This window comes from Streptomyces sp. NPDC015532, assembly GCF_043078065.1.
In the GTDB taxonomy this organism is placed as follows: domain Bacteria; phylum Actinomycetota; class Actinomycetes; order Streptomycetales; family Streptomycetaceae; genus Streptomyces.
The window spans coordinates 114,523-140,396 of record NZ_JBIBSY010000013.1; the positions used below are offsets into that span (position 1 = coordinate 114,523).

At 70.7% G+C, this 25,874-nt stretch carries 22 protein-coding genes and 1 pseudogene; 14 read left to right on the forward strand and 9 right to left on the reverse strand.

All coding sequences use genetic code 11. From position 1 onward, the window contains the following. Positions 1–469 precede the first annotated feature (469 nt). The 5 genes from ACF07B_RS31320 to ACF07B_RS31340 all read left to right on the forward strand — a co-directional run bounded on the left by ACF07B_RS31320 (position 470) and on the right by ACF07B_RS31340 (position 4,043). A complete protein-coding gene (locus ACF07B_RS31320) occupies positions 470–790 on the forward strand; it encodes a hypothetical protein (RefSeq protein ID WP_362400085.1) in 321 nt (106 codons plus the stop codon). Next, entirely contained in the window at positions 787–1,425 is a 639-nt protein-coding gene (locus ACF07B_RS31325) for a DUF5819 family protein (protein WP_369481175.1), read from the forward strand. The genes ACF07B_RS31320 and ACF07B_RS31325 overlap by 4 nt, the downstream gene beginning before the upstream one ends. Further along, a complete protein-coding gene (locus ACF07B_RS31330) occupies positions 1,422–2,417 on the forward strand; it encodes a hypothetical protein (RefSeq protein ID WP_392181448.1) in 996 nt (331 codons plus the stop codon). Before ACF07B_RS31325 ends, ACF07B_RS31330 begins: the two co-directional genes overlap by 4 nt. Before the next feature lie 111 nt (positions 2,418–2,528). After that, positions 2,529–3,065 (forward strand): hypothetical protein, encoded by a 537-nt coding sequence (locus tag ACF07B_RS31335; protein ID WP_392181449.1) that lies wholly within the window; start codon positions 2,529–2,531, stop codon positions 3,063–3,065. Positions 3,066–3,161: 96 nt separating this feature from the next. After that, positions 3,162–4,043, forward strand: coding sequence for a serine hydrolase domain-containing protein (locus ACF07B_RS31340; RefSeq protein WP_392181450.1), 882 nt, complete (start codon positions 3,162–3,164; stop codon positions 4,041–4,043). 146 nt (positions 4,044–4,189) lie between these two features. Here the strand turns inward: ACF07B_RS31340 and ACF07B_RS31345 are convergent, their stop codons facing one another. After that, positions 4,190–4,315 (reverse strand): hypothetical protein, encoded by a 126-nt coding sequence (locus tag ACF07B_RS31345; RefSeq protein ID WP_392181569.1) that lies wholly within the window; start codon positions 4,313–4,315, stop codon positions 4,190–4,192. Positions 4,316–4,525: 210 nt separating this feature from the next. Here ACF07B_RS31345 and ACF07B_RS31350 point away from each other — a divergent pair, with 210 nt between their 5' ends. From ACF07B_RS31350 to ACF07B_RS31365, 4 genes are all read left to right on the forward strand, one after another. Further along, positions 4,526–4,846, forward strand: a complete 321-nt coding sequence (locus tag ACF07B_RS31350; RefSeq protein WP_362400103.1) for a hypothetical protein — start codon at positions 4,526–4,528, stop codon at positions 4,844–4,846. 201 nt (positions 4,847–5,047) lie between these two features. Further along, a complete protein-coding gene (locus tag ACF07B_RS31355; RefSeq protein WP_392181451.1) occupies positions 5,048–5,515 on the forward strand; it encodes a hypothetical protein in 468 nt (155 codons plus the stop codon). Beyond that, positions 5,512–5,865 (forward strand): transcriptional regulator, encoded by a 354-nt coding sequence (locus ACF07B_RS31360; protein ID WP_392181452.1) that lies wholly within the window; start codon positions 5,512–5,514, stop codon positions 5,863–5,865. Before ACF07B_RS31355 ends, ACF07B_RS31360 begins: the two co-directional genes overlap by 4 nt. Before the next feature lie 190 nt (positions 5,866–6,055). After that, positions 6,056–8,026, forward strand: a complete 1,971-nt coding sequence (locus ACF07B_RS31365) for a potassium transporter Kup (protein ID WP_392181453.1) — start codon at positions 6,056–6,058, stop codon at positions 8,024–8,026. A 161-nt stretch (positions 8,027–8,187) separates the two neighbouring features. On the opposite strand, the pseudogene ACF07B_RS31370 reads toward ACF07B_RS31365, so the two are convergent. From ACF07B_RS31370 to ACF07B_RS31385, 4 genes and pseudogenes are all read right to left on the reverse strand, one after another. After that, positions 8,188–8,325: pseudogene (locus ACF07B_RS31370) on the reverse strand (RNA-binding protein); the annotation flags it as partial. 57 nt (positions 8,326–8,382) lie between these two features. Continuing rightward, a complete protein-coding gene (locus ACF07B_RS31375) occupies positions 8,383–9,015 on the reverse strand; it encodes a M15 family metallopeptidase (RefSeq protein WP_392181454.1) in 633 nt (210 codons plus the stop codon). A gap of 40 nt (positions 9,016–9,055) precedes the next feature. Continuing rightward, positions 9,056–9,529: a GntR family transcriptional regulator gene (locus tag ACF07B_RS31380; RefSeq protein ID WP_392181455.1), complete on the reverse strand. Its 474-nt coding sequence runs from the start codon at positions 9,527–9,529 to the stop codon at positions 9,056–9,058. After that, positions 9,522–10,313, reverse strand: a complete 792-nt coding sequence (locus tag ACF07B_RS31385; RefSeq protein WP_369481167.1) for a hypothetical protein — start codon at positions 10,311–10,313, stop codon at positions 9,522–9,524. Before ACF07B_RS31385 ends, ACF07B_RS31380 begins: the two co-directional genes overlap by 8 nt. Positions 10,314–10,752: 439 nt before the next feature. On the opposite strand from ACF07B_RS31385, the gene ACF07B_RS31390 reads away from it, so the two are divergent. Next, positions 10,753–11,472, forward strand: a complete 720-nt coding sequence (locus ACF07B_RS31390; protein WP_392181456.1) for a hypothetical protein — start codon at positions 10,753–10,755, stop codon at positions 11,470–11,472. Positions 11,473–11,511: 39 nt separating this feature from the next. Here the strand turns inward: ACF07B_RS31390 and ACF07B_RS31395 are convergent, their stop codons facing one another. Beyond that, positions 11,512–12,381 carry a PRD domain-containing protein gene (locus tag ACF07B_RS31395; protein WP_369481165.1) on the reverse strand — a complete coding sequence of 290 codons (870 nt, stop codon included), beginning with the start codon at positions 12,379–12,381 and terminating at the stop codon, positions 11,512–11,514. Between the two features lie 115 nt (positions 12,382–12,496). Further along, positions 12,497–14,623: a glucose PTS transporter subunit IIA gene (locus ACF07B_RS31400; protein WP_392181457.1), complete on the reverse strand. Its 2,127-nt coding sequence runs from the start codon at positions 14,621–14,623 to the stop codon at positions 12,497–12,499. Positions 14,624–15,256: 633 nt separating this feature from the next. Between ACF07B_RS31400 and ACF07B_RS31405 the strand changes: the two genes are divergently transcribed. Next, the gene (locus ACF07B_RS31405) at positions 15,257–18,466 is read left to right on the forward strand and encodes an alpha-L-rhamnosidase (RefSeq protein WP_392181458.1); all 3,210 of its coding nucleotides are present in this window, start codon (positions 15,257–15,259) and stop codon (positions 18,464–18,466) included. Positions 18,467–18,520: 54 nt separating this feature from the next. Here ACF07B_RS31405 and ACF07B_RS31410 read toward each other — a convergent pair whose 3' ends face one another. Next, complete coding sequence (locus ACF07B_RS31410; RefSeq protein ID WP_392181564.1) at positions 18,521–20,422, reverse strand: ABC transporter ATP-binding protein; 1,902 nt, start codon at positions 20,420–20,422, stop codon at positions 18,521–18,523. A 171-nt stretch (positions 20,423–20,593) separates the two neighbouring features. Here ACF07B_RS31410 and ACF07B_RS31415 point away from each other — a divergent pair, with 171 nt between their 5' ends. The 3 genes from ACF07B_RS31415 (at position 20,594) to ACF07B_RS31425 (ending at position 23,901) form a co-directional block, all read left to right on the forward strand. Beyond that, the gene (locus ACF07B_RS31415; RefSeq protein WP_392181459.1) at positions 20,594–21,577 is read left to right on the forward strand and encodes a YbhN family protein; all 984 of its coding nucleotides are present in this window, start codon (positions 20,594–20,596) and stop codon (positions 21,575–21,577) included. A gap of 139 nt (positions 21,578–21,716) precedes the next feature. Beyond that, entirely contained in the window at positions 21,717–22,481 is a 765-nt protein-coding gene (locus ACF07B_RS31420; protein WP_392181460.1) for a crotonase/enoyl-CoA hydratase family protein, read from the forward strand. Positions 22,482–22,815: 334 nt separating this feature from the next. Then, a complete protein-coding gene (locus tag ACF07B_RS31425; RefSeq protein WP_369486164.1) occupies positions 22,816–23,901 on the forward strand; it encodes a mechanosensitive ion channel family protein in 1,086 nt (361 codons plus the stop codon). Positions 23,902–24,175: 274 nt separating this feature from the next. Here ACF07B_RS31425 and ACF07B_RS31430 read toward each other — a convergent pair whose 3' ends face one another. Then, entirely contained in the window at positions 24,176–25,729 is a 1,554-nt protein-coding gene (locus tag ACF07B_RS31430; protein ID WP_369486165.1) for a M1 family metallopeptidase, read from the reverse strand. Positions 25,730–25,874: the final 145 nt, after the last annotated feature.

Here is a 25,874-nt window from a genome sequence, read left to right on the forward strand (position 1 = left end):
CCGAAGTGGGACCACCGGGAGCAAGGGAACACTTTCGGCCAAGCAGGTCCCGGCGGCGACCAGAGGGGCGGCGGCCCATGATCAACAGGAGGACATCGGAAATGTCCGGGTTTGCGCGCAATTAGCCGTTGAATTTTGGATGATTTCGGCTGTGATTGACCGTTCCGTTGATCATTTTCGGTCAGTTCACGTTATTACTGGCGAGGAACATAAATTCGAGATGTGCCAGTATTCGAGCCAACGGGGACGGTGCTGGGAGACCGGATATCCGGTACCGGCAGGGCGGCATGCTGACCACATGCCGCAGTGACCCCGTGCCAGTAGGGGGAGTCGGGTGCGTTCGATGTTCGAAGCACCGGCATAGGCGGCACCGTTCCGTGCCGCCAGTATTCCTTCCTTCTTCTACGGCCCGGCATGCGCCGGGCATCGAGAAAGCCTGCTCGGAATCCGACAGGCACAAGGAGAGAAGATGAAGAAGCTGTTCGTCGCGGCCGGCATCACCATGGGTGGCGTCGCGGCCGCGCTCAGCGTGCAGGGCACCGCGCAGGCCGCCGCACCGCAGGCGGATTCCGCTCCGGCGGTCGTCCGGCCGGACGTCGAGAGGGCACCCGCGGGCTTCGGCAGCCTTCTGGGCAAGGTCGTGGGCAAGGCCGCGGTGCACGGTCGTGCGGCGTGCCCGCACGTGGCGAAGGCGGCCGGTCAGGTGGCCAACGACTTCTTCGGGACTCACGTGGCGCCCGCCAAGGGTGTCGACGGCGTCGAGGCGGTCGACACGGTCTTCGACAAGTGACCGAGCATGTCGTACTCAGGAGGGCGGTCCTCATTGCCGGGGCCGCCCTCCTGGGCGCCTACCTGTCCGTCGCCGCGCTGACCCAGACACCCCTGAATCCCGTCAAGCTGCGCTACTACGACGAGATGAACGCGGTGACGGAACCCTATCTGTCGCAGAACTGGATGCTTTTCGCCCCGGACCCTCTGTCGGACGACCGCGGCATTGTCGCCCGTGCCAGGTGCGCGAACGGCAAGGCCACCGATTTCTACGACGTGTCCCGCCCATACGTGACCAGAGTCCAGCACGACCGGTTCTTCCCGTCTCGCATCAACCGGCTGGTCAGCGGGACCATCACGCAGATGGACAGTCCCGATCCGGTTCTGACCCGGCTCAGGAACAAGGAAGCGGAGAAGAAGAAGCGACCGGTTCCTCTGCTTCCCTACGAGAAGACTTCGCGAGATCAGGCGGAGATCTTCCTGGCGCGCTACTCGCTGTCCCAGTTGCGGAACGTGTGCGACGGGTCTCCCTCCGCCGTGCAGGTGCGCATGTACGTGCACGAGCTCCCTTCGTGGTCGCGGCGAAAGGATCCGTCCGCCAACGGCACGATCAGCTTCGAGGATCTGAAATGGCGGAATGCGGAGGACGTCACATGAGGAAGGTCGTCTCCACCATCGACAGGTGGAGTTCGGTGCCGATCGGAGCCGTCGGCGTCTCCGGAACCCGTGCCCTCCTCGGGTTCGTCGGCCTGATGTTCTACGTCAGCCAGTACGCCGACCGGGACTATCTCTTCGGCCCTGACGCCGTTCTCCCCTGGCGCGAATTCGTTGAACAGGTCCACGGCAACGGCTCTTTCAGTCTCTACACATGGAGTTCCTCGGAAGCGTGGTTCCAACTGGTCTTCCACCTGGGCCTGATCACCGCTCTGATGGTCACCCTGGGCATAGGCGGCAGGGCCGGACTCGCCTTGCACTGGGTTTTCCTGTGGTCTCTCTACGAACGTCAGCCGGTCCTGCTCGACGGTGGCGACAACCTCGCCTACCTGGTGCTCCCGATGCTCCTGGCCACCCGCTGCTACGACCGCTTCTCCTTCTCCTCCGGTCGCGTGGAAAGACTCGGCCGGCGCCTGCCGACGCAGGTGCGTTCGTTGGCGACGCCTCTGCACAATCTCGGTGTCGTGGCGATCGCGTCGCAGATGTGCCTGGTGTACGTCGTCAGTGGTCTGTACAAGGTCCAGGGACAGATGTGGCAGGACGGAACCGCCCTGTTCTATGTGCTCCGGGTTCCGGAGTTCACGTTCCCCGGAGTCTCGAACCTCATCTATCACAACGATTTCATGGTGGTGGCCGGGACGTACACGACCGTCATGTTCCTCGTCTACTTCCCTCTCGGAGTGCTGGTCCCCGCACTCCGGCCCTGGGCCGCCGCCATGTCGATCGGCTTCCACGTCGCCATCGGTCTGTGCATGGGCCTGACGGGATTCGCGCTGACGATGATCGCCTGCGACCTCGTCTTCCTCGACAGGGAACTCGGCCGGGCCGTTTCCACCGTGTCCAAGCTGGCCGCCCGGCTGGGCCGGCGAGCCGGGAAGGAGAAGGCTGCGGGCGAAACCGCTGCCGAAGTCACGCTCGCGGAGGAGCCGGTGTAGCGTTCCCGGCGCCTTCGGCCGGAAGGCCGCAGTTCGATGCCGGGCGCCGTGCAGGCTCGCGGATGCGGCATTCCACCAAGGTGACATGGACAAAGGAGAGACAGACAGGCGATGGAAGCGAACCCGGCCCTCCCGTCCCACAACGACGGCACCACGGTGGGACTGTTCTGGGTCTCGGCCGACGGCGTGTACGTCGGCACCCCGGCCACGGCACCGGCTCCGTGCGTGGTGCTCGAGGCCTCTGGGCCCCGCGTTACCGGTCCGCACGCACATGACTGGGCGTGGTCCGGCATAGCGGGTCTGGAGGTCACCGAAGTCCCCGTCCGCTCCACCGTACGACGCTGGACGACCCACGCCGTGACCTTCGCCGCCGCGGCCCTGGACGCCTGGGTGCCGAGCAGTCCCACCGAGATGACCGTGTCCATCACCGCACCCGAGGGCACGGTCCTGACGCCTGCCCACTCCAGCGCCGCCGTCGCCTACTCCGCGCTCGAGGTCGATCTCTCCCGCCGACTGATCGGCCGCTTCATACGGGGCACCGTCACTCCCGCCGTCATGACCGAGTGGTGGGTGCGGACTCGGCCGACCAGAATTCTCCGGTCGCGCGAACGGGAGGCTCTGCTCAGAGCCTGGCTCGCGTCGGACTGAACGGGCGCACGTCCACTCGCAGAGCGGCGGCAGCGCGCCCGTCCACTCGCAGACCGGCGGCAGCGCGTCGGCCCGAACACACGACGGGAGACCATCATGATCCGAGTTCCCACCTGCGTACTCAGCAGCTTTCAGGCACCCCAGATCTCTCACGGCCACGACCCCGGCCTGTTCACACAGATCGGTTCGCTGACCAAGCCGCTCACCGCGACCGTCCTGACCGCCTTGGCCGACGACGGAGTCCTGAGCCTCGACGACCCGCTGGAGCTGTTCCTGCCGGCGCCCGGCGGCACGGGAATCACCCTGCGCCAACTTGCCGACCACACCTCGGGCCTTCCCCGCATGCCTCCCGGCATCAGCGGGCGCGATCCCTACGTGGCTTTCGACGCCGACGGACTGGACTCGGTCGTACGAAACCTCGACACCCTGCTCACCGCCCCCGCGGGGACGGCCGAGGAGTACTCCAACCTCGGCTACGCGCTCCTGGGCGCGGCCCTGGTCGCAGCCACGCGCACCCCGTACGAGGAACTGCTGCACCGCCATCTCCTCGACCCGCTCGGCATCGTCGATGTCGCCGTCGATCCGCCGTCCGGCAGGCGGCTGTGCCGCACAGGGTTGTTCGGCCGGTCTCGCCGGACCTGGACCATGGACGGCGCGATCCTTCCCGCCGGCGGGCTGTGGGCCACTCCCCGGGCCGCCGCCCGCCTTCTCACCGACCTGCTCGTCGACCGCAGGCTGGGTGAACCGGCTCCGGCCTGGCAGAAGGCGGGAAGCCTTCTGTGGCACAACGGCGCGACAGGCGGCGCGTCCGTCTTCGCGGGAGCCGCACCGCAGGGCTGGATTCTTGTTCACCGTCTGTCCGGTCGAAGCGCCGTGACGGACAAGATGGCCCTGGACACGCTCAGACGGTTCATAGGGCCGGGTCCTGACGCCGGGGCGGACGGACGAGGAGCCGCCGCAACGGGACATGTCTCCTGAGCCGTCGGGCCCCCTCGCATCCGGTCGGGAGCGGGCGAAAACCGTCCCTGCCGGATCACATGCCGCTCAGCCGGCCGAGGTTGCGGTCGGCCATCCGATCGTGACCGCTTCGCGATGGCAGACGGGCGGACCGGGTGCCGCACGGGTCAGTCGTCCTTGCGGTCCAGGACGCGTCGGGCGGCCTCCGCCTCCGCCGCGGGCGGCGACAACTCGTCGGGCGTGTCGGGTTCGGCGTCCGCCTCCGACTCGCGCGGCGAAGTGAGACCCGTCATCCGGGGCCCGAGGCAGCCAACTGCTCTGCTGTGCAGCCCTTCCGGGAAAGCAGCACAGGTGACAGACGATCAAAATGGAAACCTGTCAGGAGGTTCGTCCATGCGACCGAGGGGCGGTTCGGGGAGGCCTGTAGCGTGGCTGGGAGTTCATCTGTCCGGCGTTTTCCGGGCGGCGACCACGGACGACCGGGCGAGAGAGACGGAGCGGGAATGTTCAACAAGAAGGAAGCGCATCTGATCGCGCTCAGCGATCTCGGCGACGCGCGGGACGCGGTGAGCCGGGCGCTGTCGGACGCTCCCGCCGACGAGGCTCCCGGGCTGCGGCGCGCTGCGCGGATCCTGGACGAACTGGCGGAGCGGGGCGAGGAGCCGCGGGTGCGGTGGGCCCGGGGAATCCTGGAGCGCGACGGCGTGGACCCCGTCACCCACGAGGTGGCCGCCGTACGGGCCCTGCGCCAGGAACTGCCGGGCCTGAGCCTGCTGGCCGCCACCCAGCTGGCCCGAGAGGCGAAACTCTCCCAGCAGGCATGACGCCCGCCGGTCGCAGGTGACGCGCGCTCAGGGTCGGCGTCCATCGACTCACTCAGGCGCGTGAGAGCCCCGCCGAGATCCACTCCCGGCGGGGCTCTCCCATGCTCCGACATGCCTGAACGGAAACTACTTGCCATACTGGAAAGTAGATGTCAGCATGGAATCAGTAAGCACGCCTGTCGTACGGAATCCGGAGAACCCGTGAACAGCTCAGGTCCGATGGGCCCCAGTGCCGAGTCCGCCGCGGCACTGGGCGCCGCACGGGCCGCCGAGAACGCGGCACGGCGGTCGGCGTTGTCCCTGCCGGCCTGGTATCCCGCCGTCCACGGCCTGTTGCTCGCCGTGGCCATGACCGGCTTCGGTCTGGCGTCGGCACAGCCCCGATGGCAGGGCTGGATCCTCGCGGCAGCACTGCTCTGCGCGGGCGCGTTCCTCGTGGTGACCTGGAGGGTGCAGCGCACCACCGGAGTCGCACCGTGGTTCGCCCGGCGCCAGCGCGGGACCGCGTGGCACGCGTGGATCCTGCCCGCGATCCCCTTCGCCGCGGGCTTGGCGGGAGCCCTCCTCTACGGTGGAGCCGGAGCGTTCACCGGTTTCGGCGTGGTGGCGGGCGCGGTGTCCTGGATGCAGGCCGGCCGCGCGCGCGTCGCTGCCCGGGAGGCGTCGTGACCGACACGGGCCCGCCCGGCCTGGACAAGGAGATCCACCACCCGACCCGGCTGACGGTGGCCGCGTTCCTCTCCGGTTGCGCCGAGGCCGAGTTCAGCACGGTGCGGGACTACTGCGGGGTCACCGACTCCGTACTGAGCAAGACGGTCGCCGCGCTGGAGAAGGCCGGTTATGTGAGCGTCCGCAAGGGCTACTTCGGCAAGCGGCCCCGCACCTGGGTCGCTCTCAACCTGACCGGCCGCAAGGCGCTCGCCGCGCACCTGGCCGCCCTGGAGGCGCTGGCCGGAGCCGCCCGCCGGGCCGGAGCCGAGGTGCCGGGCGCCGGTGGTGCCGACGGGACGCACACCTAGAAGTACCGTCGGGCCCCGCCGAGGCGGAGGCGCCGACACCGCCTCCTCGCCCTGCCTGGCGGCGCGAGATCGCCCGAACGCGGCGGCGTGCGCTACGGGCGGCGGTGCGGGTGATCGGTATCGTCGCGCCGGACGGCACCTGTCGGCACACCTCGTCCGGCGCACGGCGGCCCGAGCGGAGGAGGACGCCATGACCGATCCCCGGAACGGGGCCGCGACGGACGACGGAGCGGAATCGCGGGGGCCCGGAGGACATGGCCCGAGTGCGCACGACACGGTACGTCTCGCGGTGGTGATCGGCGCTCTCGGCGTGGTCTTCGGCGACATCGGGACCAGCCCGATCTACACCCTCCAGACCGTGTTCAACCCGAGCGACCCGCATCCGGTCCCCGTCTCCACGGACAACGTGTACGGCGTGGTGTCGCTCGTGTTCTGGTCCGTGATGACCATCGTGACGGTCACCTACGTGCTGCTGGCGATGCGCGCCGACAACGACGGCGAGGGCGGCATCATGGCACTGATCACGCTCGTACGGCGGTGGGGCTCGCGGCGTGGGCGGCGGACCACGGCCGTCCTGGCCGCGCTCGGCGTCTTCGGCGCCTCCCTGTTCTTCGGCGACAGCATGATCACTCCGGCGATCTCGGTACTGTCCGCGGTCGAGGGGCTCAAGGTCGTCCAGCCGTCGCTGGAGAGCGCGGTCGTGCCGATCACCGCGGTCATCATCGTCCTGCTGTTCCTGGTGCAGCGCAGAGGGACCGCGGCCGTGGGCCGGGTGTTCGGGCCGGTCATGATCACCTGGTTCGTGGTCATCGGCGCCTGTGGCGTGGACGGCATCATCGACCACCCGGCGATCCTCAGGGCGCTGTCGCCCACGTACGCCCTGGGTTTCCTGTTCGGCCATTTCGGCACCGCCTTCTTCGCCCTCGCCGCGGTCGTGCTCTCGGTCACCGGCGCGGAAGCGCTCTACGCGGACATGGGGCACTTCGGCCGCCGGGCCATCACCCGCGGCTGGATGTTCCTCGTGCTTCCCGCGTGCGTGCTCAGCTACTTCGGCCAGGGCGCGCTGATCCTGGCCGATACCCGCAACATCAGCAGCCCCTTCTTCCTGCTGGTGCCCGACTGGGGCAGATGGCCGATGGTCCTGCTGGCCACGGCCGCCACGGTGATCGCCTCGCAGGCCGTGATCACCGGCGCGTACTCGGTCACCTCCCAGGCCGCCCAGCTCGGCTACCTGCCGCGGCTGCGCATCGCGCACACCTCCGAGTCCACCATCGGCCAGATCTACGTCCCCTGGATCAACTGGCTGCTGATGGTCTCGGTCCTCACCCTGGTGTTCGCCTTCCGCAGTTCCACGGCTCTGGCCTTCGCGTTCGGCATGGCGGTCACCGGCACCATCACGATCACCACGCTTTTGTTCTTCTACGTCGCACGGGCCAAGTGGGGCACACCCGTATGGCTCGTCGCGATCGGCGCGAGTGTGCTGCTCTTCGTGGACCTGCTGTTCGTGGCGGCCAACCTGACGAAGCTCGTCCACGGCGCCTGGCTGCCGCTCCTGATCGGCCTCACCGTGTTCACCGTCATGACCACCTGGCAGCGCGGACGCGAGATCGTCACCACGGAACGCGTACGGCAGGAGGGCCCGCTGCCCGACTTCGTCGAGCGCCTGCGCAGCGGTGAGTTGTCGACGCTCCGCGTCCCCGGGACGGCCGTCTTCCTCAACCGGGGCAAACAGACGACTCCCCTCGCCATGCGGGCCAACGTCGAGCACAACCACGTGCGGCACGACCACGTCGTGATCCTGGCCATCGAGACCGAGCCGGTGCCCCGCGTACCGGCCGAGCAGCGGATCGTGGTCGACGATCTCGGCTACGGCGACGACGGCATCATCCACGTCACCGCACGCTTCGGCTACATGGAGACGCCGGACGTGCCCAGCACCCTGGCCATGCTCGACCCGGACAGGACCGAAGGGCCGCTGGAGCTCGACCGGGCGTCCTACTTCCTGTCGACGATCGAGCTGCGGCGGGGCAAGGCGCCGACGATGGCCCCCTGGCGCAAGCGGCTGTTCATCGCCGCCTCCCACATCACCGCGGACGCCGCCGAGTACTTCGGTCTCCCCCGGGCCCACACGGTGATCATGGGCTCGCAGATCGACGTGTAGCGGCGCGCCGGCCGGCGTCGGTGGCGCGCCGCTCGTGCGGCATCCGGGCACGAAAGCCCGGACGGGCTGGTCGGCGAGGGAGGGTGGACCGGCCCGTCCGGAGATCAGCGGCCGGTCACAGGCCCACGTCGCGGCGGCGGATGTCGTCCAGGGATTCCCTCCGGATGGCCGGGGCCGTCGTCCAGCGCGACGAACACACCGAACCGTTCGATCGCTGTGACGGTGCCGGAAAGGAAGTCGCCGCGGTGCAGCGATTCCAGGAATGCCCAGAGTTCTGGGTTCTCAGACGGTCCACCCATCATGCTCCCAGCGTTTCACGTCCCGGTCCCGCTCCTCATCCATCTCTGCGGCTGTGTTCAGGCTGGTCCGTAGAGGGCGCTGTCAGCCTTGCTGATCAGTGCCCAGTAGCGGTCGCCGTAAGACCAGTGCCACCACTCGCTGGGGTAGTTGACGAAGCCGGCCCCGCCCATGGCTCGGGCAAGGATGTCGCGATGGCGACGCGCTTGATGTGATAGCCCCGAGGCATCCAGCGGACAGTACTTCTCGTCTCCGGTGCGGTGGCCGTTCACAGCGCCCCCCATGTCCAGCTCGACGCCGTCGGCATCGACGAGCGTCAGATCGAGGGCCGCGCCGGCACAGTGTGGCGCCACCTCGACCGGAGAGACGAAGGCACTGGCCTGGCGCCGCAGGTCGACGGGGTCGGTGATGCCGGAGCGGCGTAGGCGCTCCTCGTAGAGGGCGAACCGCCGTGTCTGTTCGGCGCGGCTGCGATGCCCTTCCACGACGAGGAACTTGAGGCCGTCGGGCAGCAGCTCCGATGCCGAGCACAAACGTTCAAGCACCCCGGTCCTGACCCGGCCGTATGCTCCTGCCTCGTCTCGCTCCCGGGGGTCCAGCACAATCGCCGGGACCGAGGCCATCTCCGCGAGAGGTTCACCGCAGTCCTGCACCGGGATGTTGATCACCTTGGGATCACTCAGCACGATCATGGCACCTGAGCCTAGGAGATCGTCCCGGTCGGCGTGCAGGTCACCTTCCACGCTCCGGTCCGTAGGACTCCTGGGTGTGGTGGCCCGGTCCTGTCGGCGGGTACTCCGGCTGAACGGGGCCCGGGTGGAAGGGACGGTCCGGGTCCAGGGCCTCGTGGACGGTGGTCAGGATGGCCTCGGTGTCGGCGCCCAGCGCGCGGGCGGAGGAGATGAAGTCGCGTGCGAGGGTGGCGAGCTGGGAGGCGTCGGGGTGGGTCGGGCCGGCCGGGGGCGCCGCGACCCGGGAGCCCGCCCCGCGTCGGGTGCGGATCAGCTCGGCGGCCTCCAGCTCGCGGTAGGCGCGGGCCACGGTGCCCGGTGCGAGGCCGAGGTCCGTGGCCAACTGGCGCACGGTCGGCAGACGGTCGCCCTCGGCCAGCCGTCCGGTGAGGATCAGCGCGCCGAGCTGGGCGCGGATCTGCGCGTACGGTGGCACCTGGCTGGTGGTGTCGACGCGGACGACGGGCTCATGCATGGTCGGGTGACTCCTCCGCCGCATGGTCGTTGACGGCCCGGGGTGCCACCAACGTGACCAGGGACCAGACGACGGTGAACAGGTTCAGCAGGGCCAGCGGGTAGAACACCCAGAAGGTGAGCGCGCCCACCGCGCCGGCGCAGCCCGTATCCGTCAACGAGATGGAGACCATCAGCACGGCGTACAGCTGCTGGCTCGACACCAGGAGGCCCCAGGCTCCGGTCACCGCCCACGCGCGGTCGCGACGCTGCTGCTCCATGCCCGGTCCGTGGGCGATGCGCCGCAGGGCCCACACACAGGTGGGGGTGGCTATGGCGAGCGCGCCGAACGTCGGCAGGCTGTAGTACAGACCGGGCCAGGGACCCAGGGACGTCCGCATCCCGTTGCAGGTGACGGCGATGACCTTCCCCGTACGGAAGACGCGGTCGGGATCCACGGAGGCGGTGACGGCCGTGATCGCCAGCAGCACGGTGAGGGAGAGCCCCTGAAGGGCGATCAGGGGGCCCATGCGCGGCGGCACATGGTCTCTGACCAGGCGCGGGGAGAGACTCGCGGTGCGTACCGCGTTCTGAGGGACCAGGGTCAGCGCGTCGGCGAGAAGGACGCCCGCCACCGCGCAGAGGCCGAAAGCCGTGATGCAGAACACGACGCGCTGCTCGAACTCGATGTGCCCCAGCGTGGACACCGCCTGTGCGGCGATGATGCCGATGGCCAGGCCGGACCAGCGGGCGTAGTGGTCCGCGTGATCGAGGAAGCGGCTCTGGAGCGGGGCGGCATCGAGCATGGAGGGATCCCCTCAGGTCATCTTGTACCAAGCGGCGAGTACAAGATGCCGCACGAAGAAAACTTGTGTCAAACCATCGATACAAGACGAGGCAATGATGGCAGTTTTGCCCCTGTCACGACGCATATTTCGCCGTAACGGCCCCGGCAGGGGATCCGGGCCATAGATTCACGTCCCGGCCGCGGAGCACCGGCAGGATCCGGCACGCGGGCAGACGGCGGTCAGGGCATGGGACAACGGGGGAACGGCTGTGCGCGCACGAGGGTTGTGGATCGGTCTTGTGGCTCTGGCCACCGCAGCGGCCGGATGCGCGGCGGGAACTTCCGATACGCAGGAGAGTGCCTCCCCACCGGCGTCATCGGCTGCCGGTGCGGGGGGAACGGCCGCCTCGCCACGTCCGACCCGTCAGCAACAGGCCGCACGTGCCATCGGCCGGGCCATGATCAGCCGTTCCGTGACCGCCTTCGACATCGAGGCACGCCATACGAGCGACCCCGCCCAGTTCCACGGCCAAGGCCGCATCGGCATGTCCTCCGACGGCACGAAGGCCGCAGCGACCCATGTCCTGTACGAGCCCGGCGAGGACCCGTGGTATCCCCCGGACGTCGTGGTGATCGGAAACCACGCCTGGGTGACTCCGGACGGCTCCTCCGGCGCCGCCGCGGCCACCTACGGGCCGACCACCTATGTCGGCGATGCCGGCGCCGCGACGGACGACCTCAACGTCAGCAACGCCCTGCAGACTCGCTGGCTGGCGTCGCCGGAACATCTCGCGGCGCTGCTGGAGCACGCCGATCACTACCGCGAGACCGATCGCGCCGGACGGGTCATCACCGGCCGCGTCCCCCTCCCGGCCCTGGCGTCCGACCCGGCCGGAGCCTTCTTCTACCGCCCCTACGCCCAGGCGAGCCCGGGCGAGGAAGTCGCCTTCACCCTCGTCACCAGCCTCAACTACCTGCCGGTGTCCGTGGCGTTGACCGTCCCCGTCCGCCACGACGAAGGGGACCACCTGTCCCGGTTCACCTCCGACCCCTTCTCGGTGACGTACCGCGACTGGGCCGAGGGCCAACCCATCACCGCCCCCAAGCCTTCCCCCTCACCCCAGTGGGGCGGCTTGCCGTCCCAGGCCGACAGCACCACCGTCCAGCCCTCCGCCTGAACACGGCGTTCATCACACCGTCGGCATCGCCTCCGGGGCTCACGCGGCGGTGGCGTCGGCCTCCATGGTCATGCGGGCCACGTGGAGCGCGAGGTAGGAGACCTCGTCCTCGCTCAGGCGCCGTCCCAGACGCAGCTCGACGATCGTCGCCAACTGCTGCGCCGTGCGGGTCGCCTCGGGGTAGTACTGGCGGATGCCCTTCCCGATCGTGGACTCGTGGCCCGTGAGCTGCCGGTGCTGCTGGATCCGTACGAAGAGATAGCGCACGTGGGTGATGAACCGCGCCACGTTCATGGACTCGTGGGAGACGTCGAGCCCGTACCGCTCCCGCAGGACGGCGAGCATCTGCTGGATGACCCCGGTCATCGTGTACGTGAAGGACAGATCGCCCGAGACGAAGCCCGCGTTGACCAGGTGCAGCGCGAGCGGGGTCGCCTCGGAGGCCTCCAGTCGCGGGCTCACGTGCTCGTTGATGGCCTGGAGCAGAAGCTGCGCCTGGGCGTACTCGGTGGCGTACAGGGTCTGCACCTCGGCGCGCAGCGGGTACTCGATGACGATGCCCTGCGCGGCCCGGTCCAGCGCGCCGGCGACGTGGTCGGCGACGGCGATGGCGAGGGTGGGGCGAGTGGACTCGCGCCCCTCGATGCCGACGTCACCGAGGGCGGTCACGACGGCCTCCAGGACCTCCTCGCTGATGAGGGCGAGGGCCTCGGCCAGATGGTCGGGATCGGCCGCGGGGCCCAAGGCGCGGTCGTCGGCCGGGACGAAGACCCGCTCGATCAGCGCGGGGTCGACGGGCTTGCCCTGGTGGGAGCTGAAGCCGATGCCGCGCCCGGTGAGGATGACCGGCTGGTCCTTCTCGTCGCTCGCGAGGACCACATTGTTGTTGAGGACACGCAGAGCCTTCACCGGCGGCCCTCCTTTCCGTCCGTTTTCCCATCCTCCCCCGAACCGGCGCGGCGCGTGCACGCGTCCCCTCCCGGGAGGGGGCGTGCACGCGCCGGACCGGATCAGTCGCGGCTGGTCACCGCCGTACGGTCACCACAGGGGCGCCCGCGGCGACGTCCTGCCCCGTGTGCGGCTCGACCGAGGCCATGTCCGCGGTGTTCAGGACGGTCATCAGGGTGACGGTCGGGTACCCCGCGGCGCGCACGGCGCCGAGGTCGACCTCGGCGAGGAGGTCGCCGGCGGAGATCTTCCGGCCCGCCTCGACGCGCACGTCGAAGCCCTTCCCGTTCATCTTCACCGTGTCGATGCCGATGTGGACGAGCACCTCGGTGCCGTCGGCGGTGCGGATGCCGAAGGCGTGGCCCGTGTCGGCGACGGTGATCAGTTCACCGTCGACCGGGGCGACGACGTGGCCGTCGGCCGGTTCGATGCCCACGCCCTCGCCGAGCGCGCGGGAGGCGAAGACCGGGTCCTCGACCTCGCCGAGGCCGACCACACGACCCGCGACGGGGGCCGCGAGTTCGAGACCCTTCCCGGCGGCGGGAGCCTCGGCCGCGACGGCGTCCGCGGAAGCCGGACCACCGGCGGCGACGGAGCCGGTGGAAGCCTGACCACGGGTGGTGGCCACGGCGCCGGCGGCGACGAGCTCGCGGTCCTCGGCCGGCACGGTCACGGCCGGGGCGGCCACCTCGCCGCGCGCGGCGGCCTCGGCGGCGTCGCGCTCGCCGTTGACCTGGGCGCGCTCCTCCTTGGTGCGGTAGTCGGAGAAGTACACGAGCGCCATCGAGGTGAAGAAGGCCGCCGAGATCGCGATGATGTACTTGATCATCGGGTCGAAGACCGGGATGGTCAGCAGCGAGGTGAAGGCGAAGGCCTTGGTGTCCACGCCGCCCAGAATGCCGACGATCAGACCGCCCACGAGGCACCCGGCGAGCATGCGCGGGTAGATCCTCTTGAAGCGCAGGTGGATGCCGTACAGCGACGGCTCGGAGATACCGCCGAGCAGACCCGCGGCCAGGGCGCCGGTGGCGGTCTGGCGCATGTCCTTCTCACGGTGGCGGATCGACAGCAGCAGGACACCGGCGGTGGCGCCGAAGCAGGCGAAGTTCCACGCGCCCATGGGGCCCTGGATGAAGTCGTACCCGAGGGTGTTGATGTTCACGAGCATGAGCGCGTTCAGCGGCCAGTGCAGACCCAGCGGCACCAGGAAGGGGTAGAGCAGCGGGATGACGATCGCGAAGACGATCGGGGCGTTGCCGTTCAGCCAGGACAGACCCGTGCCGAGGCCGTTGCCGGCCCAGACCCCCATGGGGCCGATGAGGAAGGCGGTCATCGGGATCATGATCAGCATGCTGAAGAACGGTACGAAGACCATCTGCACGTTCTCGGGGAAGATCCGCTTGAGGCCCTTGTAGACCAGGGCGAGCAGGGCGACCATCAGCAGCGGCACGAACACCTGGCCGCCGTAGTCGTTGAGCTGCATCGGCAGGCCGAAGACGTGCGCCACGGACTCCGAGGTGCCCAGGGTCGCGTTGGTGGTCGTGGTGACACCGGGGGTCTTGGACCCGATCATGCCCGTGAAGTTCGGGGTCATCACCGCGGCCATCACGGTGGCGCCCACCCAGGGGTCGATCCTCAGCTTCTTGGCCGCGTTGTAGGCGACCATGATCGGCAGGAAGTACAGCACCGAGCGCCACATCGAGTCGACGAAGACCCAGGTGGCGGACTTGTCCGCGGCGCGGAAGTCGACCACTCCGAAGGCGTCGAGCATGGAGGCGATCGCGATGATCAGCGAGGCGCCGAGCAGCACGCCCAGCAGGGGGCGGAACGAGTCCGAGAGGTACTCGAAGAAGGTGTCGAGCCAGGCGAAGCGGCCGCGGCCCCTGGCGCGGATCTCGGCCTTGACCTCGGCGTCGGACTGCGGGCGGGGCGTGCCGCCACCGCTCATCGACGGCAGGTTCACGATGTTCGCGTAGACGCTCGCGACGGCTCCGCCGACCACGATCTGGAAGCGGTCACCGGACTGCGGCACGGTGCCCATGACGCCGTCGAGGGCGTCGAGCGCGGCCTGGTCGGCCTTGGTGCCGTCATGGAGCTGGAAGCGCAGCCGCGTCGCGCAGTGCGTGAGGCTCTCGATGTTCTCGGGTCCGCCGACGCCGCGGAGGATCTTCTCCGCCAGCGCCTCGGGTGTGGGTGTGTTCATGCTGCGTCACTGCATCCCTGGTCGTCGCGATCCTGCACCGGTCCGCGATCTCTCCCGCCCGGACCGTGGCAACAAAAAAGGCCCGGGCCGCGCACGAGGCGCCACCCAGGCCTTGCCTCCCGTCGAGCGGGACGCCGCCGCGGCATCGCTCGGGGCGACGACGGTGGTGTCCGTAGGGAGTAACAATCCTGCGATCGAGATCGATCGAAAACAACTATATCGGCGCGGGGTCGGCGGGCTCCGCCGGACGGGCGTGACCTTCGCCACCGGAGAGCCACCCGCCACCGGGCGGGGCCGCCCACCACCCGGCGGAGCGCCCACGAGTCGACGGGTCCGGGCGTTCGGCGACCGCCCCTCACCCCGGCCACGTAGGCGGAACCGGCATGCGCGCCGGAGGTCGCTCACCCCAGCTCGCCGGAGGTCGCTCGTCCCTGCGCGTGGGCGGTCGACCGCCCTCCCCGGTCGATTGAAACCGTTCAATGTTCGAGGACGCGAACCGGCCGAATCCCGTGATGACACGGATCAGCAGGGCTGAATTCCGGAAAATACCGCCGCACTTGTTGACCTCCACCTCCGGTGCCCCTACCTTCACCGCGGTGAATCGATTCACAACTCCTAGGTGAGGGGCCGCAGTTGATCAGCAGGAGGAACATCCTGGCAAGCGCGGCGGGTGCGGCGGGGGTCGTCGCCGCGACGGCCGCCGGAGCGGGACCGGCCGCGGCGGCGCCCGCGCCGGCCGGCTCGCGCGCACGGCGCGGTGCTCCGCGTGTCACCGCTCCGACCGTCGAGTACGTCCAGCACCCCTTGGGGCTCGACACACCACACCCCCGGCTGAGCTGGCCGATGGTCTCCGACGAGCCGGGGACGCGGCAGAGCGCGTACCGGATCCGGGTCGCCTCCAGCGCGGCGGGCCTGTCCCGTCCCGATGTATGGGACAGCGGGAAGGTGGCGTCCGAGCAGTCCGTCCTCGTCCCGTACGCCGGTCCTCGGCTCGCCCCGCGCACGCGCTACTTCTGGTCCGTGCGGGTCTGGGACACCGACGGCGCGGCCTCCGGCTGGAGCGCGCCGTCCTGGTGGGAGACCGGCCTCATGGACACGCCGTGGTCGGCGGAGTGGGTCTCGGCTCCCCCCGCCCTCACGGACGCGCCCTCCCTCGAAGGCAGCGCGTGGATCTGGTTCCCCGAGGGGGATCCGGCGAGCAGCGCTCCGGCGGCCACCCGGTGGTTCCGGCGGGTCGTCGACCTCCCCGACGACGTCACGGCCGCGCGGATCGCCATCAGCGCTGACAACGTTTTCTCGCTCTCGGTCAACGGCACCGAGGTGACCCGCACCGACCTGGCGACCGAGTACGAGGACTGGCGCCGCCCGGCCGTCGTCGACGTCCTCGGACGGCTGCGACCCGGACGGAACGTCCTCGCGGTCGAGGCGGCCAACGCGACGGTGGGGCCCGCCGGTCTGGTCGCCGTGCTCACCGTGAGCACCGCCTCCGGTGAGCGGCGGACCGTCACCGACGCGTCCTGGAGGACCACGGACGCGAAGCCCGCCGACGACTGGCGCGGCGACGGCTTCGACGACAGCGGCTGGTCCGCGGCCCGGGTGGCCGCCGCGTGGGGCGCGGCCCCCTGGGGCCGGGTCGTTCCGGCGCGCTTCGCGGCGAACCAGCTGCGCCACGAGTTCAGCCTGCCCGCACGGCGGGTGGCCCGCGCGCGCCTGTACGCCACGGCTCTCGGCCTGTACGAGGCCCACCTCAACGGCCACCGGGTGGGCCGCGACCAGCTCGCCCCCGGCTGGACCGACTACCGCGAACGCGTCCAGTACCAGACCTACGACGTCACCTCCCTCCTGCGGCCCGGGGCCAATGCCCTCGGCGCCTTCGTGGCACCGGGCTGGTACGCCGGGAACGTCGGCATGTTCGGACCCCACCAGTACGGTGAACGCCCTGCGCTGCTCGCGCAGTTGGAGATCGAGTACACGGACGGGACGAGTGAGCGGGTCACGTCGGGCACCGGCTGGCGGGCCGCGGCGGGACCGATCGTCGCGGCCGACCTGCTGAGCGGTGAGACGTACGACGCGCGCGGGGAGACCGACGGCTGGACCTCACCCGGTTTCGACGACCGGGCCTGGCTCGCCGTCCGTGCCGCGGGCGACGGCGCGCCCCGCCAAGTCGTCGCGCAGCTCGACGGTCCGGTGCGCGTGGCCGGTGAACGGCCGGCCGAGAAGGTGACCGAACCGGCCCCGGGCGTCCACGTCTTCGACCTGGGCCAGAACATGGTCGGCTCGGTCCGGCTGCGTGTCTCGGGCGAGGCCGGGACGACCGTGCGGATGCGTCACGCCGAGGTCCTCAACCCGGACGGCACTCTCTACACCGCGAACCTGCGCTCGGCGGCGGCGACCGACACGTACATCCTCAAGGGCGGCGGCGAGGAGACGTACGAACCGCGCTTCACCTTCCACGGGTTCCGTTACGTCGAGGTCACCGGGTTCCCCGGCACTCCCTCCGCGCAGGCCGTGACCGGGCGGGTCATGCACACGTCGGCACCCTTCACCCTCGACTTCGAGACCGACGTCCCGATGCTCAACCAGCTGCACAGCAACATCACTTGGGGTCAGCGAGGCAACTTCCTGTCCGTCCCGACGGACACGCCCGCACGCGACGAGCGGCTGGGCTGGACCGGTGACATCAACGTCTTCGCCCCCACGGCCGCCTACACGATGGAGTCGGCGCGCTTCCTGGCCAAGTGGCTCGTGGACCTGCGCGACGGCCAGACCGCCGAGGGCGCGTTCACGGACGTGGCGCCCATGGTCGGAACGGTCGGCAACGGAGTCGCGGGCTGGGGCGACGCGGGGGTCACGGTCCCCTGGTCGCTGTACGAGGCCTACGGGGACCGGCAGGTCCTGGCCGACGCCTGGCCGTCCGTCCAGGCGTGGCTGGGCTATCTGGAGCGCCACAGCCACGGCCTGCTGCGGCCCGCGGACGGGTACGGCGACTGGCTGAACGTCTCGGACGAGACGCCCAAGGACGTCGTCGCCACCGCGTACTTCGCGCACAGCGCCGACCTCGCGGCCCGGATGGCCACGGTGCTCGGCGAGGACGCCGCGCCCTGGACCGGTCTCTTCGAGCGCGTCCGCGAGGCGTTCCGGAACGCCTATGTCGGCGCGGACGGGAGGGTGAGGGGCGACACGCAGACGGCGTACGTGCTCGCCCTGTCGATGAACCTGGTTCCGGACGCCCTGCGCACGGCGGCGGCCGGGCGCCTGGTCGACCTGATCCGCGCGAAGGACTGGCATCTGTCGACCGGCTTCCTCGGTACGCCCCGGCTGCTCCCGGTCCTCACGGACACCGGGCACACCGACGTCGCCTACCGGCTGCTCCGGCAGCGTTCCTTCCCGAGCTGGGGCTACCAGATCGACAAGGGCTCCACCACGATGTGGGAACGCTGGGACTCCATCCGGCCCGACGGCAGCTTCCAGACCCCGGACATGAACTCCTTCAACCACTACGCCTACGGCTCGGTGGGCGAGTGGATGTACGCCAACATCGCCGGTATCGCCCCGGCCCGGCCCGGCTACCGGGAGATCGTCGTCCGCCCCCGGCCGGGCGGCGGCGTCACCTCCGCGCGGGCCACGTTCACCAGCCTCTACGGCCCGGTCTCCACCCGGTGGCGGCAGCGCCCCGACGGCTTCGACCTCACCTGCGCCGTGCCCGGCAACACGACGGCCGAGGTGTGGATCCCCACGACCGGCCCGGACGCGGTCTCGCACACCGGCGCCGCCTTCCTGCGCGAGGAGGACGGCTGCGCGGTGTACCGCGTCGGCTCCGGCCGCCACCGGTTCACCACCTGACCGAAGCCCCGAGGGGACCGGGGAGATCGGGTGACCACGGCGTTCGCGTCGCCTCTACGGCGTCGCGTCCGCCGTGACGGGGAGCCGCGCCTCGTCCGGTCGGCCGGTCCTGAACTGGGTCCGGTAGAGCTCCGCGTAACGGCCGTCCGCCGCGAGCAGGGCCTCATGGGTGCCCCGCTCGACGATCCGGCCCGCCTCGACGACCAGGATCAGGTCGGCGGCCCGTACCGTCGACAGCCGGTGCGCGATCACGACGGCCGTGCGGCCCTCCAGTGCCTCGGTGAGCGCCTCCTGGACAGCCGCCTCCGAGGTGTTGTCGAGATGGGCGGTGGCCTCGTCCAGGATGACGACGCGCTGGCGGGCGAGCAGCAGCCGGGCGATGGTCATGCGCTGGCGCTCGCCGCCGGAGAGCCGGTAGCCGCGCTCGCCGACCACGGTGTCGAGACCGTCGGGCAGCGACCGTACGAGCTCTTCGAGACGGGCCCTGCGCAGGACGTCCCACAGCTCCTCCTCGGTCGCGGCCGGCCGGGCGAGGAGCAGGTTCTCGCGGACCGAGTCGTGGAAGAGGTGCCCGTCCTGGGTGACCATGCCGAGGGTGGCGCGCATCGACGCGGCGCTGAGCTCACGGACGTCGACCCCGCCGATGCGTACGGTGCCGGCGTCGGTGTCGTACAGGCGCGGCAGCAGTTGCGCGATGGTCGACTTGCCGGCGCCCGAGGAGCCGACGAGCGCGACGGTCTGGCCGGGTTCGGCGCGGAAGGAGATGCCGTGCAGGACCTCGTCGCCGCCCCGGGTGTCGAGGGCCGCGACCTCCTCCAGGGAGGCCAGGGAGACCTTGTCGGCGGACGGGTAGGCGAAACGGACGTCCTCGAACTCGACGGCGGCGGGCTCGTCCGGGAGCGTGCGGGGCTCCGGCTTCTCCTCGATGAGGGGCTTCAGGTCGAGCACCTCGAAGACGCGCTCGAAGCTGACCAGGGCGCTCATGACCTCGACGCGCGCCCCGGCCAGCGAGGTGAGCGGCGCGTACAGACGGGTGAGCAGCAGCGCCAGTGAGACGACGGCACCCGGCTCCAGGGTGCCCCGCAGGGCGAACCAGCCGCCGAGCCCGTAGACGAGGGCGAGCGCCAGAGCGGACACCAGGGTCAGGGCGGTGATGAAGGCGGACTGGGCCATCGCCGTACGCACCCCGATGTCCCGCACCCGCCGGGCGCGCGCCGCGAACTCGGCGGACTCCTCCCCGGGCCGCCCGAAGAGCTTGACGAGGGTGGCGCCGGGCGCGGAGAAGCGCTCGGTCATCCGGGTGCCCATGGAGGCGTTGAGGTCGGCGGCCTCCCGCTGGAGCCTGGCCATGCGGCTGCCCATCCGCCGGGCGGGGAGCACGAACACCGGCAGCAGCACCAGCGCGAGCAGGGTGATCTGCCAGGACAGGGTGAGCATCACGACCAGGGTGAGCAGCAGGGTGACGACATTGCTCACGACTCCGGACAGGGTGTTGCTGAAGGCGCGCTGGGCGCCGATCACGTCGTTGTTGAGTCGACTGACGAGCGCGCCCGTACGTGTACGTGTGAAGAACGCGACCGGCATGCGCTGCACATGATCGAAGACAGCCGTCCGCAGATCGAGGATGAGTCCCTCGCCGAGCGTCGACGAGAGCCAGCGGCTCAGAATCCCGAAGGCCGCCTCGGCCAGCGCGATGACGGCGATGAGCACGGAAAGACGGACGACGGTGCTCTCGTCCCCGTGGGCCACGATCGTGTCCACGACGTGCCCCGCGAGCACCGGCGTCGCGACGGCCAGCAGCGCGGTCACCACACTGAGGAGGACGAACTGCGCGATACGACGGCGGTGCGGGCGGGCGAAGGCGGCGATGCGGCGCAGGGTCGCGCGGTCGAAGGGACGACGCTCCTGTTGGGCGTTCATGACACTGTGCAACTGTGTCCAGGCTGTGGTCTCCATGCTCATAAGAGAGACAGTAGGACCTCAAGCTTTGTTGAGGTCAACGGATCGGGGCGGGCCCACTCGCCCGGGCACCCGGGGGCCGCCCCTCCCGCGGCTTGCCCGGCACGCCGACCGCCGTCCCCGCGCCCGCAACCTCGCGTTGGTGCGGCGGGGAGAACCTCTCCGGGTGTGACAGCCGTACGACTTCCCCGGGCGATGCCCCGGCTCCCCCGCCGCCTCACTCTGCGGCCGGCCGTCCGGCCGGTCCTGTGCCTGCTCCCGCTCGCGCTGGTCCTCGTGGTGGCCGTGCGCCACCGCTCCGTGCTCGCCGAGGGGTTCGGCCAGCTCAGGTCGGCCGAGTGGCCCTGGCTCGTCGCCGCGGCCGCCGCGACCTGTCTGACCTGGGTGGCCGCGGCGGTGACCCGGCAGGGCGCGGTCGTGGAACGGCTGCCCGCCCGCCGGCTGCTCGCCACGCAGTTCGCCGCGGGCGCCGCGAACCATCTGCTGCCGACGGGGCTGGGCGCCGGGGCGGTCAATCTGCGGTTCATGACGGTGTGCGGGGTGCCGCTGGCCCGCTCGTCGGCCGCGCTCGCGCTGTATCTGCTGGCCGAGGGGGTCGCCCGGCTGGCCCTGCTCCTGGGCCTGCTGATCGCGTTCCCCGACGCGCTCCGGGTCGACGGTCTGCTTCCGGAGGGTGCTGTCGGGCCGCTGCTGCTCGGCGTCGCCCTGGCCCTGTGCGCCGCGCTGGCGGTGCTCGCTCTCGTACGACGGCTGCGCACGGCGGTCCTCTCCTTCCTGCGCACCGCTTTCGGGGAGGCCCGCTCGGTGCACACCCGGCCGTCCCGCGCCCTCGCCCTGTGGGGCGGCTCGCTCGCGTTCCCGCTGCTCCAGGCCGCGGGACTGGCCTCGGTGGGACGGGCGCTGGGCCTCTCGGTGTCACCCACGCACATGATGATCGCCTACCTCGCGGCGACGATCGCGGTCGCGATGGTGCCGACGCCCGGGGGCATCGGTTCGGTGGAGGCCGCGCTGGTCGTGGCCCTGGTCGCCGCGGGCGGCCCGGTGGCCGTGGCGACCGCGGTGGTGCTGGGGTACCGGATCATCACGGTGTGGCTGCCCCTGCTGCCGGGAGCGCTCACGCTCGGCGCGCTGGTCCGCTGGAAGGTGATCTGACGCGAGAGGCCGACAGCTTTGCCGCCCCGGGCCGAACGGTGGGCCTGCCCCGGGCCCAGCGGTGGGCCGCGTGCTGTGATACCGAGGAGTAACCACGGCGTGCGGTGTGGCGCGCCGGCCGCCGAAAGGGGACGGCGCGATGCCGGTCCGCAGCGAACGTCAGGGTCACGTCACCACCGTCGTCCTCTCCCGGCCCGCGGCCCGCAACGCGGTGGACGGGCCGACCGCCGCCGAACTCGCGGACGCCTTCCGCGCGTTCGAGGCGGACGAGACGGCGCGCGTCGCCGTGCTCTGGGGCGAGGGCGGCACGTTCTGCGCGGGGGCGGACCTCAAGGCCATCGGCACCGAGCGGGGGAACGAGGTCGCCGAGGACGGTGACGGGCCGATGGGTCCCACCCGGCTGCGCCTGACCAAGCCGGTGATCGCGGCGGTCGCGGGGCACGCCGTGGCCGGCGGTCTGGAACTGGCGCTCTGGTGCGATCTGCGGGTGGCCGAGGAGGACGCCGTCTTCGGGGTGTTCTGCCGCCGCTGGGGCGTGCCGCTGATCGACGGGGGCACCGTACGGCTGCCGCGGCTCATCGGCATGAGCCGTGCGATGGACATGATTCTCACCGGCCGTCCGGTCGGCGCCCGGGAGGCGTACGAGATGGGGCTCGCCAACCGTCTCGTCCCGGCCGGCCGGGCCCGCGCCGAGGCCGAGCGGCTGGCCGCCGAGATCGCCGGCTTCCCGCAGTCCTGTCTGCGCAGCGACCGGGCCTCGGTCCTCGACCAGGAGGGCCTGATCGAGAAGGAGGCCATGCGGACCGAACTCCGTCACGGCATGGGCGTGCTGGAGGAGAGCCTGGAGGGCGCGGCCCGTTTCGCCTCCGGCGCGGGGCGGCACGGCGCGTTCGGTGAACGGTGACACCCGGCGGGCGCCGGTCCGGGCGCCGGTGCGGCGGGCTCCGTGGACCTCGGGCTCCCCGGCGCCGGGCCGGTGAGCGCCCCACCGGCGAACCCCTGCTCGGCGCCGGGCCCTTGGCCGAGGTGCGCTCGGGGGGGTGTCAAGGGCGGGCCCTCGCAGGGATGGTGACGGAGGGGCAGCCGGATGCGGCAGGATGAGCTGTCTCCCCGGACGACGACGAACAAACGTCCGGGCTTGATCGCGCGTTCCCGGATTCGAGCAGGTGGCAAGTGACTACACAGCACATTCGGCCCGCGGGCCCTCACCCCGGTCACGGTCTCCGAGGAGGTCACCGATGAAGCGCTCCGTCACCCTGGACGACCTGATGATCGCCGGAATAGCCGTGGCGGCCGGGCTGCTGGCGGCCTTCCTGCTGCGGATGCTGCTGCGCTGGCTGGGCAAGCACGCCCAGCGCACCCGCTGGAGCGGCGACGACGTCATGGTCGACGCCCTGCGCACCGTCGTACCGTGGTCGGCGGTGGCCGGAGGCGTGGCCGCCGCGGCCGCGGTGCTCCCGCTGACCGCGCCGGTCGGCCGCACCGTCAACCGGTCCCTGACCGTGCTGCTCATCCTGGTGGCGACGGTCACCGCGGCCCGGCTGATCACCGGTCTGGTCCGGTCGGTGACCCAGTCCCGCTCGGGCGTCGCCGGTTCGGCCACGATCTTCGTCAACATCACCCGGGTCGTGGTGCTGGCGATCGGCTTCCTGATCGTCCTCCAGACCCTGGGGATCTCGATCGCTCCCCTGCTGACGGCCCTGGGTGTGGGCGGTCTGGCCGTCGCCCTCGCGCTCCAGGACACCCTCGCCAACCTCTTCGCGGGCGTGCACATCCTCGCCTCGAAGACGATCCAGCCGGGCGACTACATCCGGCTGAGCAGCGGGGAGGAGGGGTACGTCGTCGACATCAACTGGCGTAACACCACGGTCCGTCAGCTCTCCAACAACCTGGTCATCATCCCCAACGCCCAGCTCTCGGGCACCAACATGACCAACTTCACCCGGCCCGAGCAGCAGATGACACTCCTGGTGCAGGTCGGCGTCGGCTACGACAGCGACCTCGACCACGTCGAGCGGGTCACGAACGAGGTCGTCGCCCAGGTGATGACCGGGATCGACGGTGCCGTCCCGGAGCACGAACCCGCCGTGCGCTTCCACACCTTCGGCGACTCGCGCATCGGTCTCACCGTGATCCTGGGCGTGGGCGAGTTCAGTGACCAGTACCGGATCAAGCACGAGTTCATCAAGCGCCTGCACAAGCGCTACCGGGAGGAGGGCATCCGGATCCCGTCGCCCGCCAGGACGGTCGCGCTCCAGCCCGGCGGCACGGGCTTCCTGGAGACCGCCATCCCGCATCAGCGCGAGGGTGCGAAGCTGCCGTGAGACGGGGCCGGGGGCCGGGCGGAACACTCCGCCCGGCCCCCGGCCGTGGGCCCCCCCCCGCCCCGCCGGGGGGGGGGGGCGCGGGGGTGGGCCGGGGCGGCGGGGGGGGGGGGCGCCCCGCGCCCCACCCCCCCCGGGGCCCCCCCCGACCCGGCGGCCGGGGCTCCCTGGCCACCGCCCCCCCCCCGCCGGGGGGGGGGGCGGGGGGCCCGGCCGGGGGGGGGGGGGGGGGGCCGCACCCCCCCCCCCCCCCCCCGGCCGTTCGCCCGCCCGGTCAGAGCGTGGCGGTCGAGTCCGGGTAGTGGCCGGGCGCGCGGTTGCGCGGCGCGACCAGGCTCGACACGACCGGGGTGACCGTCCAGTCCGGGTGGTTCGGCATGCGCGGTGTCTTCGTCCCGTACAGCCAGTCGTTCAGGAAGCCGGACTGGTCCGCTCCGGAGATCTCGGAGGCGACCGCGATGTAGTTCGCGGTGCTCGCCGCGGAGTTGCGGTAGCGCTCCAGGAAGGTGCGCTCGATGCGGTTGAAGACGTCCTCGCCGACGAGCTCGCGCAGCGCGTAGAGGACCAGGACACCGCCCAGGTAGCGCTGGTTGTCGAACAGGTTGACGGCGTTCGGCGCGGCGACGGGACCCGAGGACTGACGCCATTGGTCGCCCTTGGCGTACGTGTCCTTCATCCGGGCTTCCATGGTGAGCAGGCCGAGCGAGTCGGCCCAGCCGCGCTCGTAGCGGTAGAGCAGCCCGTAGAAGTCGGCGTGGCCCTCGTTGATCCACAGGTCGGCCCAGTTGGCGGGGCTGACGCTGTTGCCGAAGTAGGAGTGCACCAGCTCGTGCATCATGTGCGAGCCGATGCTCTTCTCCGCCTGGAGCAGGAAGTTCGGCTTGTAGAGCGTCAGGGTCTGGGTCTCCAGGCCCGTGAAGTCGAAGGCGTTCGCGGCGTCGGAGTTGCAGGGCAGCAGCCCGTACGTCTCGAACGGGTAGGCGCCGAGGCGCTGTTCCAGCCATTCCACGAGGCCCGGGGTGAGCGCGAGCGCCGGCTCCAGCGCGGCGGCGCGCGCCGTCGGGACGACGTCCCGCAGCCCCAGCCCGTGCGGGCCCTGACGCTCCTTGACGACGTAGTCGCCGACGGTTATCTGCACCAGCTCGGTGGCTATCGGGTCGGCCGAACGGTACGTGTACGCGGTCCGGCCGCCGTCGAGCTGCTCCGTGCCGGTCAGCGAGCCGTTCGCCACACCGCGCAGCGTGTTCGGCACGGTGATGCGGAAGCTGAAGTCCGCCTTGTCCGTCGGGTGGTCGTTGCACGGGAAGACCGTGTGCGCCGCGTTCGGCTGGGGGCAGATGGCGAAGCCGTCGGGAGTGGGAACCCAGGCGGTGTACGCCAGCGTCCTGGCCGGGTCGGCGCCGTACTCGACACAGACCGCGACGGCGCGGGACTTCGGCAGGGTCCGCACCGGAGTGATCCGCAGCTTCTCGTCCACCTGCTCGAAGCCGGCGGCCACGCCTCCGACCTTCACCGCGCGCACGTCCAGGCCGAGGGCGTCGAGCGAGAAGCGCGAGAGGTCCTGGGTCGCCTTGATCCTCAGGGTCGCCTTGGCGTCGACCAGGCGGGTCGTGGCGTCGTACGAGAAGTCGAGGTGGTACGCCTCGACGCGGTAGCCGTCGTTGCCGAGGGACGGGTAGACGGAGTCACCGAGGGTCTCGGGACCCGGGGTGCCCTGGTCCGGACGTAAGGCCAGGGGCCGCGCCGAGGCGGAGGGGGCGGCGGCGAGCGCGGCCGCCGTGCCGAGCAGCGCGGCCGCGGGGGCCGTCACTCTGGTGCGATATCTCATGGTTCGCTTTCGTTCGGGCGGCGAAAGGCCCCATGGGTTCGCCGCAAGATCAAGTACGCGATCACACACCAGTACGCACGGGCGGGCCGCCCGGTTGCCTTCGAACGCCGATTCCCGGTTTCACTTCGCCCAGGGCATTCACAGC